Here is a 19,464-nt window from a genome sequence, read left to right on the forward strand (position 1 = left end):
ATGTGTCATATTTTTTGTCTTTTTTGTCCCAAAAGTCGTGGATTGGGTAATTAGATCGCAGAATGTGGCAATTCTGCGCCGAACTGCTTTTTGACATTTACGCCCCAACTTTTTCTTCGGTGGGCCACCGTCGGCACGAATTTTTGTCTTTTTTAAAGAGCGCTTGGTGCAAATTTCAGATTTCAGAGAAGATATCTGTTCCGTCTGAGGCAAGTTTCTACTTCTCAATTACAAGTTGGAAATGGAATACAATCGTCCAATGTTCCGACCGAGATACGTCAAATTTGTATCTGATTCATCGTTGGGAGATTTCCGTCTTAGGGAATCTAGGGACGCATATGTAGGGTTTATCAATAGTACATTAGCTAGTGCTCAGAAAGTGTTGGAGGAATCAATTCTAAAAACTAAGGTTTGCGCAGCCGACGGGAGGTTAGCGCATTTTTCTGAAGCGCCGTGTCTGCGGGGTCCTTCTTTTGACACCTTGTATTCAGTGCTTCCCGGCACTGATTTGTGGTACGTCTACGGTAGTTCCGACGAAATTCATCGGTTTGTGGAGTGCGGAAAATTTTTGTGCACTACGGCTTCCAGATTTGTCGCCTGTACTGAATCGCCTTACACCGACGGAGTGACATCCCAGACGATATGGAAATGGCACAACCAGATCTCACCTGGCTCTCGGCTTTCCCTGAAGGATGTGGAGGCGTTTTTCGCTTTCCTGCCGAATGTATCGTTTTTCAAGACGAACTATTCACTTCTCGAAATCCATGGCATGCATCAGCGCAAGTTTCTTGCCCCAATCCCAAGTTCACGGTTTAGATGCGAAGTTGTCGCGTTTGGTGAGGCCTTTCCGCCGTCGCCTAAGCTCGTACCAGATGCGAAGATTGTCAGCGTTGAGAGGCTTTCTAAGTGGTCCTACGGTAGTTGTTTCCGGTGTTAGATTAGCGCAGAGTGTTGATTGTGGATGTGTATTGCTTTTCAAATATTAATGTTAACTGAATCTTGAGTGTGTTTTTAACGTTATATTATATCATGGGGTTTTTGTATTGTAATATAAAGTAATTCCGGATTGTGATAATTAGTAGTTAAGAATGTCTGTGTGAGGGGATTTCCTCTAGGAAAAATTTGATTTTATACGAAATTAACATCCTTTATTTTGTTGCTAGATTAATATAGAAAACATAAAAATAACAAAGTCGAAAGCACAAAAAACACACTTGATAAGAAAAATACGCGTTACATTTTACATAAATATGATAATTCAACAGAAATTATATTAGATGCATCGCAATACGGTGATAGGGGTGCGGACTTATGAACTTTATTACAAGAGGTTGGAACGAACTGCGTGGCGCACGTCTTCTTTACTTCATCATCTCATCCTTAACAAGTATGGTGGCACCAAAGCGGATCAAGTCTCCTGACCTGAAGTTACCAATCACGCTGGATGTTTTGTCAGTTGGCGGAAAGTTTGCCTTTCCCGCATGAATAATATTGATGAACGCGCGGGTGAGGGGCATCTCGATTTTGGTAATAGTTGCAATTGCCGCGATATCCTCCAATGAGCATAATTCCTCAGAAAAATAACGATGTTCCATGTTGTCAGGGCATGCATAATGCACGTTATGAGGTGATGGTGCGAGGCAATATTCCCTTAGGGTCGCATAATTAGTGCCATATTCATCATTGCATTCCTGCAAGAGAGAATTGAGATGCAACCCACACGCTTTGGCAACCTTCCGGCGCTCTTGGTCTACCTGCTCTTGAACATTGCAAACGTAAGTGTTGGATCCTTCACCATAAAAGAAAAAGTCCGTCTCGGCTCGTGGGGTTCGCTCGTCTAGTTCAAGAAGCCACTGCTCAGCTCTTTTGGTAAGGGAATTGACAGGGTCGCGCAATCTTCCGATGTTCATAACAGCGGCAATCGCATGAGTGATATAGTTGGAAAAGAACAGCACCTGCAATGGTGGGATGGGGATGATCCTAGCCGTAAATAGCTGGGCGAAGATGATCTTGATATCTTCGGGTAAATCGATGACGCCAACATCATTTCGATGAATTGGGAAACACGACAGTCCGAAAGAAGCTTTCATTTCCTTGATGTTGACCTTACATTTTTTTTTATCCGATAGCTTAGACGTTGTGGGCGAATTATCCGTCTCGAGTATTCGCTTGCATTGCAGCTGCCTCTCGTACTTCATGGAAAACCCATGGCCGCAGACGACGAGAATATCCTTTTCTGCGAGTTCACCGTTGAAGTTGGCTAGTTCACTGACGAAGCTGTCGTGAACGTCCGCACGGGTGACAATAATCAGTAGATGGCTGGAGCGAATAACTGCGAGCAGATCATCAGAGGCTGAGACCGTAAATGAACCGTTGATCACTCCCTCGGTGGTGACGACTCCTTCGTTGGCTTTGATTGCTGAGATCGATCCTGGATGATCCGCTGGTGCCCACAGAGCCGTGGAAACGTGCCGAGAGGCGAACCAAGCCGCTAATGCAGTCCCAGCGTGACCAGAACCGAGGACACCTACAGTCAAGGGAAGCGGATGATGACCTGCGGCTGGGACAGGTAGAGAAGTTGAGGATGAAGCGAGAGCCATTATCGAATATTTTGGTTGAGAGAGAATATGAGATATCTGATTGAGTTCCGAAAGGAATTTATGTCAAACGTCAGTTGCGTTGTGGCAAGAAACTCTTGCTGGCTGACAGTGACCTGAGGCGACTTTTGTACGCCCAACAGTGGTTTCTGACGTACGTGCTTAGCTCATTAAAACTCTAGCAGCCGGCGGCTGAGTGGCTCCTTCAACTTTAAAGTTCAATCCATCCCAAAATTAAAACGGCTTGTCCAACGTCATCGCCCCGGTCAATAGCGTGGCTGCCTTAAATTTTGCGCTCCTGATCGGTTTGTCATTTTCCGTAATCAATTGTAAATATCCAGTGTTTGACAGGATATATTGGCGGGTAAACCTAAGAGAAAAGAGCATTTATTAGAATATTTGTATGTTTGTAAGAGCGTGAAAGACTCATTCGATCGTTCGTTTGTATGTGCAAGCCCCATAGAGCCCGTTCTAGATGCTCGACGGTCCACGCGCTATTGGCATCTCTTCAACTTCCCAAAGTTCGGAAAGCCTGACGACGCAGCAACATTCCAAAGAGATCTCGAGGCTCGTCCGGATCGGCTATTAGGTCGAGTGGGCTGCTGTGGCTTGATCCCTCAACGCGGTCGCGGACGTAGCGCAGCGCCGAAAAATCCTCGATCGCAAATCCGACGCTGTCGAAAAGCGTGATTTGCTTGTCGCTCTTTCGGCCGACGTCCTGGCCAGTCATTACGCGCCAAAGTTCCGTCACAGGATGATCTGGCGCGAGTTGCTGGATCTCGCCTTCAATCCGGGTCTGTGGCGGAAACTCCACGAAAATATCCGAACGCAGCAAGATATCGCGGTGCATCTCGGTCTTGCCTGGGCAGTCGCCGCCGACGCCGTTGATGTGGACGCCGGGCCCGATCATATTGTCGCTCAGGATCGTGGCGTTGTGCTTGTCGGCCGTCGCTGTCGTAATGATATCGGCACCTTCGACCGCCTGTTCCGCAGAGGTGCACGCCTCGATCTGAAACCCGAACCGCTGGAGATTGCGGCTGCAGCGAGCTGTTGCCTCCGGGTCGATATCGTAAAGCCGTATCCGATCGATATGGAGCAGCGCCTTGAAGGCGAGCGCCTGGAACTCGCTCTGGGCACCGTTGCCGATCAGCGCCATCGTGCGCGCATCTTTACGCGCCAGATATTTTGCCGCGATCGCGGAGGTTGCGGCCGTTCGCAAGGCCGTCAGGATTGTCATTTCCGACAGCAGCAGCGGATAGCCGCTATCGACATCGGAGAGCACGCCGAACGCGGTCACCGTCTGGCGTCCCGACTTCGTGTTTTTCGGGTGGCCGTTGACGTATTTAAAGCCGTAGAGGGTGCCGTCGCTCGTCGGCATGAGTTCAATCACGCCGTCCCGCGAATGCGAGGCGATGCGTGGAATCTTGTCGAAGCTTTCCCAGCGCCGGAAATCTTCTTCAATGTAGCCGGCCAGTTGAACAAGGAAGTTCTCGACCCCGGTGCTGACCACCAGGTCCATCATGTTCTCAACACTGATGAACGGAACGATGTTGAGGTTGGCAATTGCGGGCATCTTTTGGCCCCCTTCATTGGTTTGATAGACTGTCGGACGAGCCCGGATCACACGGGTTCGTCCGTGATCGCGTACCCGGCGATTACCCGTTTCCTGAGCGTGGGCAGATCGAGCGGGCCGAGGTCTGGAAGCAGGTCGTTTTCTTCGGAGAAGTCGCGTCCGTAGCAGGCGCTTAAGATCTGCACGCCGCTTTCATGCAAGGGTGCAGACAGGCCGGCTGCTTTTGCCAGATGCAGGGTCGGGATCAGACCGAAGGGAACGTCCTCGAGCACGTAGCGAGTATCAACGCTCTTTGGGCCTGCCGGGTCGCTTCCGCGCTCGACCAGGATCGACGATATTTCCGAAACGGATTGGCCGGATATGTCGAACGACAATCGGAAGTGATCGAAGGTGGATCGGACCGTCTTGCCGAAGGCGGAAGCGATTGCCAGCCTCTCCAGATCGAGCGCCTCAAGGAAGCGGCCGACGGCAGGCGTGACGTTGGTGTTCTGACCCCATTCCTCAGCTCGCTCGATACGTGACAGATTGCACAGCGCGATGCCCATATGGTCCTGGGGATTGAGATTGCTCAATGCGATCGTGAGGATATCGTCCTTCACGTCGAAGCGATCACCGAACAGAGCGACACAGGTTTCGTGCGCCCGTCCTGCGAAACGTGCCGGCACGGTCGCCATATCGACCTTTGCCCGGATGGCGCCGATGTTGAACGTATCCGCCTCCCGCAGCTTGCATGTCAGCACAGTTGTGCTCCATGCCGTGATTGGGATCTCGATTCCACGCTCGGCCAACCCTTTGGCGAGGTAGAGCGCCGCAAAGGAAAGATGGGCGCTGATGATCACCGAATGACGTGCGCTGAGGTGCGGCAGAAGAGCGTCGAGAACAAAGCGGTGACCATAGGCGGGCAGCGCCAGCACGATCACATCGGCTTCGGCCAATTCCTGGGCGTTCGTGCAGATATGCGGGTGGAACTCCGTGATGATCGCACCCGTGATCTTCACCGGTGCGCCGGCAGAGAAAGCAGCAGTTCTTTCGCGTGAACGCGACCAGATCAATGGCTCATGTCCATTCTGCAAGAGGAACGCCGCATACCCAATGCCGATCGATCCTGCTCCGGCGATTCCAACCTTCATCTTCTTCCTCCTGGTTTCGAAGGGTTGTCTCAATGCGAGAGGCAAACCTCGATCGCACCGGGCCACACCCGGTGGTCAAAATGCTGTTGTCACCCTGTCGAACACGCGCCGGCCGAACAGGCTCGCGGCAAGATCGGTCATCAGTCGGGCCGTGCGCCCTCGCTCGTCCAGAAACGGATTGAGCTCCGCAAGGTCGAGCGAGGTGACGAGACCGCTGTCATGGAGCATCTCCATGATGAGGTGTGCCTCTCGGAAAGTCGCCCCGCCCGGAACCGTGGTGCCCACCGCCGGCGCAATCCCGGGATCGAGGAAGTCGACGTCGAGGCTGACGTGCAATCTGCCCTTGGCCTTGCTCACGCGGTCAAGAAAGACGCCCAGCGGGCGTATGACCCCTTGCTCGTCCAGAACCCGCGTGTCGGAGACTTCGATACCGATCTCGGCAACCCGGCGCCTTTCTTCCGGGTCGACCGAGCGAATTCCCATCATGGATACGTTGCGGGGATCCACACGCGCGGCCAGCGGCGGTAGTCCTTCGAAGCCAGGCTGGCCCGTATAGTAGGCGACCGGCGTGCCATGAAGATTGCCGCTTGCAGTCGTGTGTAGGGTATGCAGGTCTGGGTGCGCGTCCAGCCAGAGGACGAATTGCTCCCTGCCGAGTTCGGCCGCTCGTTCGGCCTCCCCGGAAACGGTACCGGCAGACATTGAGTGATCGCCGCCGAGAAAAACCGGAAGATCGCAGCTGCGGGCCATCTCCAGCGCCTTTTTGGAGAGACTGCGCGTCCATCCCACCAGAGCATCGAGGTTCTTCACCGCGGAATTGGTGTGACTGATTTCGGGCTCCGCCGTCGGCGTCGCATCTCCGAGATCAGTGACGGCCCAGCCCAGTTCCGTCAAAGCTCGCGACAAGCCGGCAGTCCGAAACGCATCAGGCCCCATCAGGCATCCGGGTTGGGATGCGCCGCTTTGAACGGGGGCTCCCGGGATTTGGCACGTCTTCAACTCATTCTCCTTGCGACGCCGTGAGGCGTTCATTTCTTGACTGCAAATCTGGTCACCACGCTGTGGCGATGTCAGAACGATCACTCATGTATCGACGCTGAAACGACTTCCTCGGCCTGCTGAGCTGCAAGCATCGATACCGTTAAGGGAACGAAGGGAGGCCGCGGATTGAACAGGCCGACCTCGCCAGCGGTCAGACCGGCGACGGACTTCACCAGTTCGTGCACCGGGTAGCCGCACTGCCTTCCCTGACAGGGACCCATGCCCGCGCGTGTAAAACTCTTCAGCTGGTTAGGGCCTCGGCAAGCGCCACGGACAGCAGCTTCCCTCAACACGCCCGCGCTCAACTCCTCGCACCGGCAGACGATCGTTTCGTCGTCCGGCTGGGTCCGCGCAATATTCGGCGGGTAGGCCCCATCCAGAAATCGCCGGAACGACTTTTGCCGGCCATGCTGTGCTCTCAGCGGTTTTGTCTCGGTATTCGCCTGAGCGGCCGTCAGGGCGCCGTCACGAAGAAGGATACCGGTCGCGGCGATCTCTCCTTCGATCTCGGCATTGACGGCGCCGCCGATCCGAGCACCGTCCCCGGCTATGTACAGTCCGTCCGGACCTGCGTTCATCCACTCGTCGCGCTCAAGCCGGAACGCTGACTGGCCGACATCCCACATCAGTTGCGCGCCGACCGACACGGCCAACTGATGGCTTGGCACCAGCCCCTCGTGTACAAGAAGGGATTTGACCTCCAATCGGTCGGACCTGCCGTTTGAAGTTTCGAACCGTACAGTTTCCAGTCGTCCGCTTCCTTCGGCGCTGATTTTGACCACGTTGCGTACGTGCCGAACGCCACTGAACTGCGGTAACCAGGCAATCCCTTTCAGGATTTGGCCGGGCTCCTTTAGCGCCCCGCGAAAACCGCGCAGCGAACGGCTGATGAGACCCCGAGGGGTCGTATCGAGATAAGCGACGGGCTTTGTCCCGGCGAGCCGCATCTGCTGCATGTATAGTAGGGGAAGAGGTCCGCTCCCGACCACGGCAACTGGCCCCCGTGGCAGTTGGCCCGCCGTCTTAAGGAGAATCTGTGCGGCGCCGACCGTCATGATGCCGGGTAGCGTCCAGCCGGTGAACGGAACCGGGCGTTCCTGTGCGCCCATAGCGAGCAAGAGATGCCGTCCCATGACAGAACGAATTTCTCCACCCTTTACATATTCCACCGTCCAACCCTGGCTGAGCCTGCTTACCTGAGCCTCCGGAATGTAGTCGGCGCCGCTGGCCAGGAATGCTTCGATTTGCCGGATGCCGCGTCGATATTCCGCCCCCAGAACGTTTATGACCGGGCTCGTCGCGTTGCTGCCGGCATTACGCCAGATCTGACCTCCGGGCTGTGATTGCGAATCCAGCAAGACGACGGATAGGCCGCCGCGCACAGCTCGCCTCGCGGCGGCCATGCCAGCGGGGCCAGCTCCGACGATTAACAGGTCGGCGCTCGAATTCGGGTTCATTTCAGCCTCTTCGGATGGTCATGGCGTTCGACCCTCATGCCGGCTTGAACCGTTTGCTGACAGCTTCGGATCGTGCCGATGTCTTCGATGTACACGATACATTCGAAACAGACGCCCATCATGCAGTAGGGCGCCCTGGGCTGGGCGGAAGGAAAGGAGGTCCGCGTATGGATGTCGTCCAGACGCAGAAAGACGGCGGCCAGAGGCTCCCCATCACGAGCGGTCACAGTTCGACCGTCGATGGTGATTTCCACGCTTGGGCCGGAGGGAAAGAGAACTTCACTCGTCACGCCGCGATCCCCATCTTGAATCTGCTGCCGCGGAAAGCGTCGTAGGATGGCTCCCTTCCATCGGCTGCCAACCAATCGGCAAAAGGACCCGCATGCAGAGCGGCAAGGGTGACGCCGGAATGGCATGCGACGACATGGATGCCGGGGTATCGCCGCGACCGATCGTAGACCGGCACCCCATCCGGGGTCAGCACGCGGAGTCCCGCCCATTGCCTTATGACACGCAACGCGCCGACGTCAGGCATCACACTGATCGCGCGATTGGCGATATGACGTGCGCCGCCAGCTGTCACATCGGTAGACCGGCCCACACGTTCATTCGTAACGCCGAGCTGAAACGTGCCCGTCATAGTCTGACGAATACCGCTGGCGGCGTAAGGAAATACCGGGGCGACCCGTTCCGTGATGAGAAGCTGCCCCTTTTCCGGAACGAGCAGAAGTGGAAGGTCCAGGCTCTTGGCAAAAGCCATGGAGTCATTTCCCGCTGCAATAATCACCCGCTCCGCTTCTATCGTGAGGCCATCCGTTGCCAGTCGGAAGCCACCAAGCGTGGGCGCGATGCTGTCGACGTGTTCGCCCGTCACCAAGGTTCCACCGAGGCGCACAAATCCCTCCAGCAAAGCGCGAAGGACCAGGAGAGGATTGACGTCACCGTCCATATGACTGAACGACGCTGAACACACCTTCGGCCCGAGACGGATGTCGGGAAGCATGCGCTCAAGGCGCGAGCGCTCCAGCATCTCGAAACGATAGTCAGGATGAATGGCAGCCATCTTTTCGCCGATGGCTTTTTCTTCTTCCGCCTGAGCTTCCGACACACAAAAGAGCAAACCACCGTTGCGGCGGTACTCTACGTCGACACCGGTCAGCTCTTTCAACTCGGAGGCAAAACCTGGCCACAGCTCAGCGCTTTGCCGCGTGATGCGATGATATTCAGGATATTCGTCGCCCTTGCCTTGAACCCAGATCAGGCCGAAATTTGTTCGGGACGCACGCAGCGCATCGTCCGCGCCATCGATGATGATCACCCGGCGCCCCAACTTGGCTAACCCGTATCCAATTGCGGCGCCCACTACGCCGCCGCCAACAATGGCCGTCTCGAACTCGTGATCCATTTAACCTTCTCACAATACGAAGGCTTCCGTGCCCGGGCGAAACGTTCGATCCGTGGCCATTAGCCCCCAGTGAGCCAGACGCATCCTTCAATCCTCGTGCGGTCGGCTATACAGTGTGTCCAGCTGTCGCCGTTTGACGGCCAAGTTTTGAGGACCTTCTTTGCTTCGGTTTCATCAGTCTTGAACAGATGATCACCATGTGAAGCGGGTCGATTGCAGATCTGGCTATCTTGGAATTCTTGCCTTCCAGCTTAGGGATAAGGCGTTGCCGTCCATGCTACAAGGGTAGTAATAGGCATACGGCGATGTTCAAATGTTATGAAGGCGGCATGGTCCTAGGGCCGTCGCGAGCGACAGGACGCGATCTCAGTCACCTTCGTCGCCCTCAGTTTCTATAAAGCAGGCGAGTCTCATCCGTTCCGATTGATTGCCGTTGCCAATCAATCGGTGGGATATGCAAATTCTCCAAGCGGAGTGAGCAGCGTATTCATCGCTGAAATATCGCGATGATCATTCCAGAACGGAGACAGGTTTCATGCAGATCAGAATAGATCGAAATACCCCGCAGGCCGACCAACTGAAGAAGCGAGGGTGAGCGGCAGATGCTTAGAATCGGCGTTGATATCGGTGGGACGTTCACAGATTTTTGCGGGTGGCGTGAAGGAGAGGACAGGATCGTCACTCTGAAGGTTCCTTCGACTCCTCCCGCTTTCGAAAACGGTTTCCGCGAGGGATTTGAAAAACTACTGGAACGGCTCGCGCCCGAGCCGGGCGAGGCGGCCTTCGTCATGCACGGCACCACGGTCAGCACGAATGCCGTAATCGAGCGAAAAGGCCCGAAGATCGCGTTCTTCGTAACGAAGGGATATAGGGATCTGCTCGAACTGCAGCGGATCGGCGTCCGCAACCCTCTGAACCTGTTCGAGACCCGAACCAGGCCGCTGATCGATCGCGAGATGGTTTTCGAGGTTGAGGAACGACTGCTGCGCGGCGGCTTGGTTCGAACCTCGATCGACGAGGCAGCAGTCGAGGCACTTGCCCGTCGTGTAGCCGACGCAGGTGCTGCCGGCTATGCGGTCGCGCTGCTTCACAGCTACGCCAACCCGCAGCATGAACAAGCGGTCGCGCGGGCTATCCGTAAAGCGGTCGGCGAAGATGCCGAGGTCAGCCTGTCCAGCGAGATCTGGCCGCGGATCGGAGAATACGAAAGAGCGATCGTCAGTGTGCTCAACGCTTTCGTGAAGCGCCGGATGAACGAGTATATCGGCGCGGTCGAAACTTATGTGGCTGAACGGTTGCCAGGGTCGCAACTTTTCGTCACACGCTCGAACGGTGGTGCGATGGCCGCCAGTGAGGCGCGCAACTTCCCCATCCATACACTTCTGTCGGGTCCGGCGTCTGGCGTGACGGCTGTGCAATATCTCGGCCGCGCCTTGCGCGAACACAACATCCTCACCATGGACATGGGTGGCACCAGCACTGACATCTCGCTCGTGCGCGATGGCGAAGCTCTCACCTCGACTTCGGCCGAGGTGGGTGAGTTTCCGGTTGTCATGCCAGTTACCAGCATCGAGGCGATCGGCGCAGGCGGCGGTTCGGTCGTCACGATTGATGGCGGGGTGTTGCGTATCGGCCCGCGCAGTGCTGGGTCCTATCCTGGCCCTGCCTGCTTCAGCCGAGGCGGCACGGAACCCACGCTGACCGATGCCTTTTTACTTGCGGGCTATTTGCCTGAAGCCCTTCTTGGCGGCGATATGCAGCTCGATCGTCATGCCGCCGAACGCGCTATGGCGCCGATTGCGGAGACTCTCAAGACGGACGTGCTCAGCGCCGCGGAAATGTGCGTCACCGTCGCAAGCTCCAACATGGTGGCCGGTGTCTTGCCTTATCTCGCACGCCAGGGCGTCGATCCCGAAGATCTGACGGTGCTCGTTTACGGCGGAGCTGGCGCGATCCAGGGGCCGCTCCTTGCGGCCGAGATCGGCGTGAACCGCGTTCTTGTGCCGGCGACACCTTCCGTATTCTGTGCCCTCGGGGGCCTTGTCTCTGATTTGAGCAATGACGCGCTCGAAACCGTCCACGGCCTTGATATCGATGGTTCTCTCATCGCGAAGAAGTTTCAGGTCCTTCGCGAGCAGGGAGCCGAATGGTTATCGCGGCAGGCACCGCCGGAGCGTCTCGTGTCGAAAACGTTCGAGTGCTGGGCTGAGATGCGCTACGTCGGGCAGTCCTTCCAGGTTGACGTGCGGCTGCCGGATACGGCGATCGAAGCGCACGACATTGCCGCAATGCATGCCGCCTTCCACCAAGAGCACGAACGGATCTACAGCCATGCCGACAAAGCGGCGCCAGTCGAATTCGTCGACCTGCGCATGCGCGTGCGTGGATCGATGTCGATACCTCAGCCCACAACACCTGAAACGTTCGGGGCTGGCGGTGCGCTCAAAACGGTTCGTTCGATGCGCTTCCACAACAAACTCATTCCCGAGGTACGCGTCTTCGATCGCGCATCTCTCACCCCCAACGATGCGATCCAGGGGCCGGCCGTCATCGAGCAGCGTGATGCGACGATCGTCGTTCCGCCAGAGTTCGTTGCCCGCGTTGGAGCCTTTGGCGCAATTCTCATGACCCGGAGCTGATCAATGGATGCCGTTCGTACTGCCGTCATGAACAATCGATTCAACGCGATTGTCGAAGAAGCCTCTGCCGCGATCTACCGCACCGCCCACACGACTTTCGTTAAGATCGTGCAGGATTATCAGTGTGCGATTGCGACTGCCGAAGGCGAAATGTTCGCTTATCCGATGTTGTCTGGCGTCAATGTCTTCGTCGGCTCCCCGTTGAAGCCGACGCTGGATGCCATCGGCCGGGAGAACCTGAAGCAAGGCGATATCATCATCACCAACGATCCCTTTGCCACGGACGGTCTGGTGACGCACCTGATGGACGTTACGCTGCTTTATCCGATCTTCTACGACGAGAAGCTGATCGCGATCGGCTGGGCATTTGTCCATGCGTCCGATATCGGCGGCGCCGTTCCAGGAAGTATCTCGCCAGCCTTCACGGAAGTATTCCAGGAGGGCCTCCGTGTCAGGCCAATGAAGCTCTACGAAGGAGGGGTGTTGAACGAAGCGATCAAGTCGATCTTCCAGGACAACAGCCGAATTCCGACCGAGTTGTGGGGCGACATTCAGGCCATGATCTCGGGCCTGAAGAGCATGGACCGGCGCGTCAGCGAGCTTTGCGAGCGATATGATCGTGAGAGTGTCGAGGAGGGGATGCAGGACGTCATCAACTACGCGGAGACCAAGGCCCGCGCGGTGATCAGGACGATTCGGGACGGTGTATATACCTTCTCGGACTATCTTGAAGGGATCCATGATGGTCAGCTGGCCTATTTCAGCGTGACCATGACGGTGAAGGACAGCGAGATCGAGGTTGATTTTACCGGCACGGATCCGCAATTGGCGGCCGCCTACAACCTGGTAACGGGGGCAACCACCCACCCCTACATTATCCAGTGCCTTTACGCCTACATCCTGACCGTTGATCCGCTGACGCCGCGCAACTCCGGTATCTTGCGGGCGATCCACGGCCATGCTCCGCGCGGCACGGTTCTCAACGCGGTCTATCCCGCATCCGGCGGGTCTCGTGCTGCATCAGCGACACGCGCCTACGACGTTATCCTGGGGTGCCTCAATCAGGCACTACCGGAGGGCCTTGCCGCAGCCGGTGGCGGTATGAGCGGGGTTATCGTCGTTTCGGCTCCCGATCCTCGTACAGGCCGTGACCGTGTCAACGTGGTGGGTACGATCGACGGCGGCGGCGGTGCCCGCCGTGGCGTTGACGGCCTGGACGGATCGGAAGTACGCTACTCACAGCGCAGCGTGCCAGTCGAAGTCATCGAGATCGAAACGGTGCTGGTCATGCGGGCGCTCCGCCTCGTGCCGGACAGTCGCCGCGCGGGAAGATTCGCCAGCGGCGCCGCGCTCGAAATCGAAATGGAAAACACGTCAAATCGCGCGGTCATAACGGTCAGAAACCTGAACCGGTTTGTGTTCGCGCCGTGGGGCTTCAAGGGGGGAGAGATCGGTCTTCTGGGTAAGGCAATCGTCAATCCTGGCCGACCCGATGAGCGATCGGTCGGCAAGATCTCGGTGCTGGAGCTCGGACAGGGCGATATTCTCAGGATCACCAGTTCCACAGGCGGGGCGTTCGGCGAACCTCTTGAGCGGGATGTGGCGGCGATCGCGCGCGAGATCGAAAACGGCATGATTTCCCCGGAGCGGGCCGCCGACGTCTATGCTGTCGTCTTCGACCGGGACGGTAAGATCGACGAGGCGGCGACCGCGGAACAACGCCGCGAACGCGGGAACCGAAAGTCAGACGACTTCAATTTCTGCATCGAACGCCAGCGTCAGGACCAGGTGTGGTCGCAGCAGACACGCAGGGAACTGGCATCGCGGGCATTGACCTATGAACAGCGCATCCGCAGCCAGCTCGTCGATCGCGTTCATCACCGCCTGTTGGCGAAAGGTGAACGGGTTGATGCCGGGAAACTGGATCAAGTCATCGCCGAAGAAGCCGGCCGGTTGTAGCGGCAATGGTCCTGTGATGGTAATCAGTTAGTATGAACGGTCGTCTGAAAGTGCGGCTATTGGAAGGGATGCCTCCTCCAGGGGCTCCCTTTGTTCATTCAGAATTTCACAAGCGCCGCTATTTTCGTGCTGAAATCAGGTTTTGCGCAGCCAACGTCGCAAACTCGACGAAAGGCAGTATCCCTGGAACCGGGCAATCTGGATTCCAGCCCACGGCCATCGAAATCTCGACGGACATATCGTCCACAACTCGGGTAACAACGCCGTCGGGGGCCATCGCAGACACCCACTCCGGCAGGAACGTGATCCCGACGCCGGCAGTCACCAGGGCCAGAGCTGTATTGGTGTCGGAGACCGCTATGTCGTTCTCGATCAGCAGGCCGGCGCCGACAAGTTGTTCGTATACAGTCTCAAAACACGATAGCTCGAAGCGCTTGAGCGCGAAAACACCGTGTCCGGCGAAATCTGATAATTTCAACGCGGTTTTTCTCGCAAGTACCGATTGGCGGGGCATGACGGCAACAAATCGTTCCGACAACAGGTGCTGAAACCGTACCAGATTGCTGTTGGATGGCGGTCGCATCAACCCGACATGGAAGTCACCGCGCTCGATCCCTCGCAGAAGCTCTATGGAATCGACCTCTTTGATGACAAGCCTAGTCCTGGGAAACCTTTGCCGGAAACGGCTCAAGATCAAGGGGAGCAATTGACTGGTGGCCGGGCTGATCGCTCCGATGATCAGCTCTTCTCCGCCGGGACTGAGACCGCCGGCTTCCAGCTTGGCATTGAGGATCGCCTCGTCGATTTTCAAAAGGATCTCGCGCGCGTGATCAAGGAATGATGCTCCCGCACGCGTCAGCTCCACGCGCCGCGTAGAGCGGATGAACAGTTGCACCCCCATAAGCTCTTCAAGCCGCTTGATCTGCTGGCTGAGCGTTGGCTGCGACATGTTCAGTCGGATCGCGGCTCTGCGGAAATGTAGTTCTTCAGCGGCAACGACAAAACAGCGGATGCTTCCAATTTCTATTTGATACGACATCTCCGCTCACCAATACAAAGCGACGTAACATTCAAACCCTAAGATTTGAATGTTACGTCGACATTCGCCCGAGCGCACTCTTTCGATCGGTAATCCAACGGGGATTTCCAAGTTCTAATGCGTCTCCACGGCCTTCGGAGCCGTTCCGCCCACCCGGGCGCGCATGTGCGGATTGAGCCACCACTCCGCCAGAATGACCAGGCGGCTGACAATGAACGTGATGAACAGGTAGATCGCACCGGCGACGATGAACACTTCGACCGGGCTGTAGGTGGCCGAGATGATCTGCTTCGCCAGACCGGTCACTTCGACGATAGTGATTGTCGAAGCAAGCGACGTCGATTTGATGATGAGCATGACTTCGTTGCCATAGGCCGGCAACGCTTGCCGGATGGCGATCGGGAACACGATTCTCCTAAACTGGAGAACTGTGGACATGCCGACAGCGCGCGCCGCTTCGATCTGCCCGAGAGGAACCGCCTGTATGCCGCCCCGGATGATTTCGCTGGTATAGGCCGCGGTATTGAGGGCCAGAGCGAGGATCGCACAAAACCACGGTTCGCGGAACGACGACCACAGACCAATTTCCGTGAGAAACCCTCTGAACTGAGCCGACCCGTAGTAAATCAGGAACATCTGCACCAGAAGTGGGGTCGATCGGATCAGGTAGACGTAGCCGTATGCTACCGAAGAAACGATGCGGTTTTTCGAAAGCCGCATAAGCGCGACAGGTACCGAAACAACAAATCCGATGAGGAGCGATATGAACGCGAGCGCCAGCGTCGTGGGGACGGCAGCAATGAGTTTGGGGAACGACTCGATGATGAGTTGAATATCCATATTATTGGCTCCTCACACCGCGGTTCGCCCACTTTTCAGCTTTAAGAAAGCCCCGATTTGACACGGAGGAAAGAACAAGGAAGATCACGAAGGCGGTGATATAGAAGGTAAAGGGCTGCTTCGTCGAACCTGCCCCCATCGCCGCTGTCCGCATGATTTCGACCAGGCCGACAACGGAAATTAGCGACGTGTCCTTGAGCGTGAACTGCCAGACATTTCCAAGGCCTGGGAGGGCGAACCTAGCCGCTTGTGGGATCAGCACCCGCCGCAGCCGCAGCCACGGACCCATCCCAATGGACTTCGCCGCTTCGATCTGGCCGGGGGGAACAGCGAGAACGGCAGCGCGAATGACCTCGGTGGCATATGCTCCGGCACTCACACTGATGCAGAGTACGCCGATCACGAAGATTTGAGGCTCGATGTACCCCTCGTATCCGAACAGTCCATTGGCGATGGTGCGCAGGAGTGTGCCGCCACCGAAGAATACCAAAAAGATGATGAGCAGTTCAGGGACGCCGCGAACGACCGTCGTATAGACGTCACCGAGCAGGCGTAGTGACCAGAAACGGGATAGTTTTGCCGCAGCGAAAATCGAACCAAAGATGATTCCGAAAAGGTACGAACAGGCTGCGACGACAACAGTCATCATCGCCCCGCGCACCAATTCATCGCCCCAGCCGGCATCTCCCCATTGCAATAGTGTCAAGTCCATCGACCACGCCTCAAGCTTGCTAAACAGATAGAGCGCCGGCCACACGAGTGCCGACGCTCCTATTGAAAGTAATTACTGCTTGGGAGACGCGTCGTAACCGAACCACTGTTGAGACAGCTTCTGAACGGTCCCATCGGCAATCGCGGAATCAATTGCTTTGTCGAACAAGGCTTTGAGATCGGTATCCTCTTTGCGGATGCCAACGCCGACACCCTTGCCGAACACTCCCCCCGTCATCCTCGGACCAAACATCTTCAGGTCCTTGTTGTCAGGCTTGTCCGTTAGCGGCTTCAGGAAGCTGACCGAAGCCAGGCTCGCGTCGATACGGCCGGCCTTCAGATCCATTACGACATTGTCGATGGTGTCATAGGTGGAAATCTGCACGCTCGGCATCATTTGTTTCATGAACGCTTCATGAGATGTACCGGCTTGAACGCCAAACTTCATGCCTTCGAAAACCTTGGTGAACTTATCCAACTCGGTTTTCTGCTCGGGGGTGATATTGTCGAGCGGAAGGTTCTCGAGTGCCACCGGGGTCTTCAGAAGTGGACTGTCCGCTGTCGTCAGGAACGTCATCGGCGTGAGGAGATACGGGCGGGAGAACGAAATGACCTTTTCGCGCGCCGGCTGAATTCCCATCGCCGCCATAATGGCATCGTAACGACCCGCCGTGAGAGAAGGAATGATCCCGTCCCAAGCCTGCTCGACGAATTTACATTCGATGTTCATGCGCTTGCAAAGGTCGTTTCCGAGATCGATGTCGAAGCCGATCAGTTTTCCGCCCGCATCCTTGAAGTTGTACGGCGCATAGGATCCTTCGGTTGCAATCGTAATGCTCTTGTAGTCCTTGGCCTGTGAGGGGCCTGCCGCGACGAGGACGCCGGTCACAACTGCCGCAAGCGCATTTAAGTTGAAGAATTTCATAACGTTCACCTCTGTTGCTGTTATTTTTTTATTTCGAGTGTTGACTCTTCTGCGCGCTTGCGCGCTCACAGAACGCTGGAGAGAAAGGCCCGACACCTTGGTGACGTCGGGTTCTGGAACACTTCTTGCGGCGTTCCCTGCTCTTCGATTTGCCCCTTTTCGAGAAAGAGAACCTTGCTCGATACGTCGCGAGCAAAACCCATTTCGTGCGTCACCACGACCATCGTCCGCCCCTCCTCGGCGAGCTTCCTGATCACCTTCAGGACTTCACCCACCAATTCCGGATCGAGGGCAGAGGTTGGTTCGTCGAAGAGAAGCGCGCTCGGCTGCATAGCCAGTGCGCGTGCGATGCTGACGCGCTGTTGTTGCCCACCTGACAATTGAGACGGGTAGGCGTCGTGCTTGTCGGCAATACCGACCTTGTCCAGGAAATCCATTGCACGGTCGCGCACGTCGCCCTTGGGCTGCTTGAGAACGTGTACGGGGCCTTCCATGACGTTCTGCAGGACAGTCATATGTCCCCACAGATTGAAGCTCTGAAACACCATGCCGAGTTGCATCCGCATGCGTTCGATCTTTTTGCGATCGACGCCGATCAATCGGCCAGCCGCATCCGTTTTGACGACGACCTCTTCCTGCCCGACAGCGATACGGCCCTTGTTCGGGGTTTCGAGGAAATTCATACAGCGCAGGAAAGTACTCTTACCGGACCCGGAGCTGCCGATAATCGAAACCACATCGCCTTTATTGGCCGTGAGTGAAATGCCCTTCAGAACTTCAAGCGTTCCGAAGTTCTTATGGATATCTTCTGCCACCAGGGTGGGCTGCGTACCGTCCATTCGCGTTCCCTTGTTCTATCATTCCCTATCCCTTGCGATGCAGCGAAAAACCGTGCCGTTAGCACGGCCGAGAATGGCGCAGCCGGCACCTGTCCGGCTTTCATTCTCAAAGGTGAAACACGTGTTCACGTGGCCACCGCGGTACATTCTTCGAGAGTAGGACCCAGTTTTCTATTGTTACTAAAAGCTTGCCTTCCATATCGCAAGGGCAGTAATAGGCATGCGCCCATGTGTATTTGTTATGGAGAAAGCAATGATTCAATCGCGTCAGTTAGAAGCGTTCCGGGCAGTCATGCTGACAGGAGGTATGACGTCAGCAGCGAATCTGGTGAGGATCACGCAGCCCGCGATCAGCCGGCTGATCAGGGATCTCGAAGAGGAAATTGGGATCAGCCTCTTCGAAAGAACGGGCAACCGGTTACGTCCTACGCGGGAGGCCGGTATTCTGTTCAAGGAAGTGTCGCGACATTTCAACGGGATTCAGCACATCGACAAAGTCGCGGCTGAACTGAAGAAGTCTCACATGGGGTCTCTAAGGGTCGCCTGTTATACGGCGCCGGCTCTGAGTTTTATGTCCGGCGTCATCCAGACGTTCATCGCCGATCGGCCCGACGTGTCGGTCTACCTCGACACGGTTCCCTCCCAGACGGTCCTCGAATTGGTCTCGCTCCAGCACTACGATCTCGGAATATCGATATTGGCTGGCGACTATCCTGGTCTCACCATTGAACCTGTCCCTTCGTTTCGTGCCGTCTGCCTGCTGCCGCCGGGGCATCGTCTCGAAGACAAGGAAACTGTTCATGCGACGGACCTTGAAGGAGAGTCATTGATTTGCCTCTCTCCGGTGAGCCTTCTACGGATGCAGACAGACGCCGCACTGGACAGCTGCGGCGTCCACTGTAACCGCAGGATAGAAAGTAGTCTGGCACTGAATCTCTGCGATCTGGTAAGCAGGGGAATGGGGGTTGGCATTGTCGACCCCTTCACTGCCGACTACTACAGTGCAAATCAGGTTATTCAGCGCTCCTTTGATCCGGTTGTCCCCTACCATTTTGCTATAGTTCTTCCGACTGACAGCCCGCCGCCGCGCTTGGTTAGCGAATTCCGGGCAGCGTTGCTCGATGCTTTGAAAGCCTTACCCTATGAAACCATTTGATCGTCAGGTTCGCCGCAAGTTGTCAAAGAAATCGGGTTCAGCCCGGTGTCGTGGCCGGAAAGGCTGGCGATGATCGCGATGGCCGTGGATGGTATCGCTTTCCCGAAAGCAACGAAATTGTTTGGACTTGGCACATCTCTGGCTCCCGGGGTG

Annotated in this window: 16 protein-coding genes; 4 read left to right on the forward strand and 12 right to left on the reverse strand. The window is 56.3% G+C overall.

Annotated features, from left to right (window positions below; translation table 11 throughout):
- Positions 1-259 precede the first annotated feature (259 nt).
- Positions 260-937 carry a RolB family protein gene (locus tag ACQZ45_RS23350; protein ID WP_369809636.1) on the forward strand — a complete coding sequence of 226 codons (678 nt, stop codon included), beginning with the start codon at positions 260-262 and terminating at the stop codon, positions 935-937.
- A gap of 424 nt (positions 938-1,361) precedes the next feature.
- Here ACQZ45_RS23350 and nos read toward each other — a convergent pair whose 3' ends face one another.
- The 7 genes from nos to ACQZ45_RS23385 all read right to left on the reverse strand — a co-directional run bounded on the left by nos (position 1,362) and on the right by ACQZ45_RS23385 (position 9,203).
- Positions 1,362-2,600: a D-nopaline dehydrogenase gene (gene nos / locus ACQZ45_RS23355; RefSeq protein WP_045231695.1), complete on the reverse strand. Its 1,239-nt coding sequence runs from the start codon at positions 2,598-2,600 to the stop codon at positions 1,362-1,364.
- Positions 2,601-3,105: 505 nt separating this feature from the next.
- Complete coding sequence (locus ACQZ45_RS23360; protein WP_045231694.1) at positions 3,106-4,170, reverse strand: ornithine cyclodeaminase; 1,065 nt, start codon at positions 4,168-4,170, stop codon at positions 3,106-3,108.
- 47 nt (positions 4,171-4,217) lie between these two features.
- Positions 4,218-5,300: an NAD/NADP octopine/nopaline dehydrogenase family protein gene (locus tag ACQZ45_RS23365; RefSeq protein WP_045231693.1), complete on the reverse strand. Its 1,083-nt coding sequence runs from the start codon at positions 5,298-5,300 to the stop codon at positions 4,218-4,220.
- 75 nt (positions 5,301-5,375) lie between these two features.
- Complete coding sequence (rocF, locus tag ACQZ45_RS23370; RefSeq protein ID WP_080803215.1) at positions 5,376-6,332, reverse strand: arginase; 957 nt, start codon at positions 6,330-6,332, stop codon at positions 5,376-5,378.
- Between the two features lie 47 nt (positions 6,333-6,379).
- Positions 6,380-7,798, reverse strand: a complete 1,419-nt coding sequence (locus ACQZ45_RS23375) for an FAD/NAD(P)-dependent oxidoreductase (protein ID WP_045231692.1) — start codon at positions 7,796-7,798, stop codon at positions 6,380-6,382.
- Positions 7,795-8,088, reverse strand: coding sequence for a (2Fe-2S)-binding protein (locus ACQZ45_RS23380; protein ID WP_045231691.1), 294 nt, complete (start codon positions 8,086-8,088; stop codon positions 7,795-7,797). Before ACQZ45_RS23380 ends, ACQZ45_RS23375 begins: the two co-directional genes overlap by 4 nt.
- Entirely contained in the window at positions 8,085-9,203 is a 1,119-nt protein-coding gene (locus ACQZ45_RS23385; RefSeq protein ID WP_045231690.1) for an NAD(P)/FAD-dependent oxidoreductase, read from the reverse strand. The genes ACQZ45_RS23380 and ACQZ45_RS23385 overlap by 4 nt, the downstream gene beginning before the upstream one ends.
- Before the next feature lie 602 nt (positions 9,204-9,805).
- Here ACQZ45_RS23385 and ACQZ45_RS23390 point away from each other — a divergent pair.
- Positions 9,806-11,842, forward strand: coding sequence for a hydantoinase/oxoprolinase family protein (locus tag ACQZ45_RS23390; RefSeq protein ID WP_045231689.1), 2,037 nt, complete (start codon positions 9,806-9,808; stop codon positions 11,840-11,842).
- A gap of 3 nt (positions 11,843-11,845) precedes the next feature.
- Positions 11,846-13,801: a hydantoinase B/oxoprolinase family protein gene (locus ACQZ45_RS23395; RefSeq protein WP_012654954.1), complete on the forward strand. Its 1,956-nt coding sequence runs from the start codon at positions 11,846-11,848 to the stop codon at positions 13,799-13,801.
- Positions 13,802-13,919: 118 nt separating this feature from the next.
- Here ACQZ45_RS23395 and ACQZ45_RS23400 read toward each other — a convergent pair whose 3' ends face one another.
- From ACQZ45_RS23400 to nocP, 5 genes are all read right to left on the reverse strand, one after another.
- Positions 13,920-14,840, reverse strand: a complete 921-nt coding sequence (locus ACQZ45_RS23400) for a LysR family transcriptional regulator (protein ID WP_012654955.1) — start codon at positions 14,838-14,840, stop codon at positions 13,920-13,922.
- A 114-nt stretch (positions 14,841-14,954) separates the two neighbouring features.
- On the reverse strand, positions 14,955-15,680 hold the full coding sequence (nocM, locus tag ACQZ45_RS23405; protein ID WP_012654956.1) for a nopaline ABC transporter permease NocM: 726 nt from the start codon (positions 15,678-15,680) through the stop codon (positions 14,955-14,957).
- A 1-nt stretch (position 15,681) separates the two neighbouring features.
- Positions 15,682-16,392, reverse strand: coding sequence for a nopaline ABC transporter permease NocQ (gene nocQ / locus ACQZ45_RS23410; RefSeq protein ID WP_012654957.1), 711 nt, complete (start codon positions 16,390-16,392; stop codon positions 15,682-15,684).
- Between the two features lie 72 nt (positions 16,393-16,464).
- Positions 16,465-17,316, reverse strand: coding sequence for a nopaline ABC transporter substrate-binding protein NocT (gene nocT, locus ACQZ45_RS23415; protein ID WP_012654958.1), 852 nt, complete (start codon positions 17,314-17,316; stop codon positions 16,465-16,467).
- Positions 17,317-17,381: 65 nt separating this feature from the next.
- Positions 17,382-18,155, reverse strand: coding sequence for a nopaline ABC transporter ATP-binding protein NocP (gene nocP, locus ACQZ45_RS23420; RefSeq protein WP_012654959.1), 774 nt, complete (start codon positions 18,153-18,155; stop codon positions 17,382-17,384).
- A gap of 253 nt (positions 18,156-18,408) precedes the next feature.
- Here nocP and ACQZ45_RS23425 point away from each other — a divergent pair, with 253 nt between their 5' ends.
- Positions 18,409-19,311, forward strand: coding sequence for a LysR family transcriptional regulator (locus ACQZ45_RS23425; protein ID WP_041723969.1), 903 nt, complete (start codon positions 18,409-18,411; stop codon positions 19,309-19,311).
- Positions 19,312-19,464: the final 153 nt, after the last annotated feature.

Source organism: Agrobacterium sp. 16-2014-1-2a (assembly GCF_053522705.1).

Bases quoted from the DNA above. Each gene is read 5' to 3' on its own strand.
- ACQZ45_RS23350 (WP_369809636.1), top strand. From the start codon at position 260: ATGTTCCGACCGAGATACGTCAAATTTGTATCTGATTCATCGTTGGGA.
- nos (WP_045231695.1), bottom strand. From the start codon at position 2,600: ATGGCTCTCGCTTCATCCTCAACTTCTCTACCTGTCCCAGCCGCAGGT.
- ACQZ45_RS23360 (WP_045231694.1), bottom strand. From the start codon at position 4,170: ATGCCCGCAATTGCCAACCTCAACATCGTTCCGTTCATCAGTGTTGAG.
- ACQZ45_RS23365 (WP_045231693.1), bottom strand. From the start codon at position 5,300: ATGAAGGTTGGAATCGCCGGAGCAGGATCGATCGGCATTGGGTATGCG.
- rocF (WP_080803215.1), bottom strand. From the start codon at position 6,332: ATGAACGCCTCACGGCGTCGCAAGGAGAATGAGTTGAAGACGTGCCAA.
- ACQZ45_RS23375 (WP_045231692.1), bottom strand. From the start codon at position 7,798: ATGAACCCGAATTCGAGCGCCGACCTGTTAATCGTCGGAGCTGGCCCC.
- ACQZ45_RS23385 (WP_045231690.1), bottom strand. From the start codon at position 9,203: ATGGATCACGAGTTCGAGACGGCCATTGTTGGCGGCGGCGTAGTGGGC.
- ACQZ45_RS23390 (WP_045231689.1), top strand. From the start codon at position 9,806: ATGCTTAGAATCGGCGTTGATATCGGTGGGACGTTCACAGATTTTTGC.
- ACQZ45_RS23395 (WP_012654954.1), top strand. From the start codon at position 11,846: ATGGATGCCGTTCGTACTGCCGTCATGAACAATCGATTCAACGCGATT.
- ACQZ45_RS23400 (WP_012654955.1), bottom strand. From the start codon at position 14,840: ATGTCGTATCAAATAGAAATTGGAAGCATCCGCTGTTTTGTCGTTGCC.
- nocM (WP_012654956.1), bottom strand. From the start codon at position 15,680: ATGGATATTCAACTCATCATCGAGTCGTTCCCCAAACTCATTGCTGCC.
- nocQ (WP_012654957.1), bottom strand. From the start codon at position 16,392: ATGGACTTGACACTATTGCAATGGGGAGATGCCGGCTGGGGCGATGAA.
- nocT (WP_012654958.1), bottom strand. From the start codon at position 17,316: ATGAAATTCTTCAACTTAAATGCGCTTGCGGCAGTTGTGACCGGCGTC.
- nocP (WP_012654959.1), bottom strand. From the start codon at position 18,155: ATGGACGGTACGCAGCCCACCCTGGTGGCAGAAGATATCCATAAGAAC.
- ACQZ45_RS23425 (WP_041723969.1), top strand. From the start codon at position 18,409: ATGATTCAATCGCGTCAGTTAGAAGCGTTCCGGGCAGTCATGCTGACA.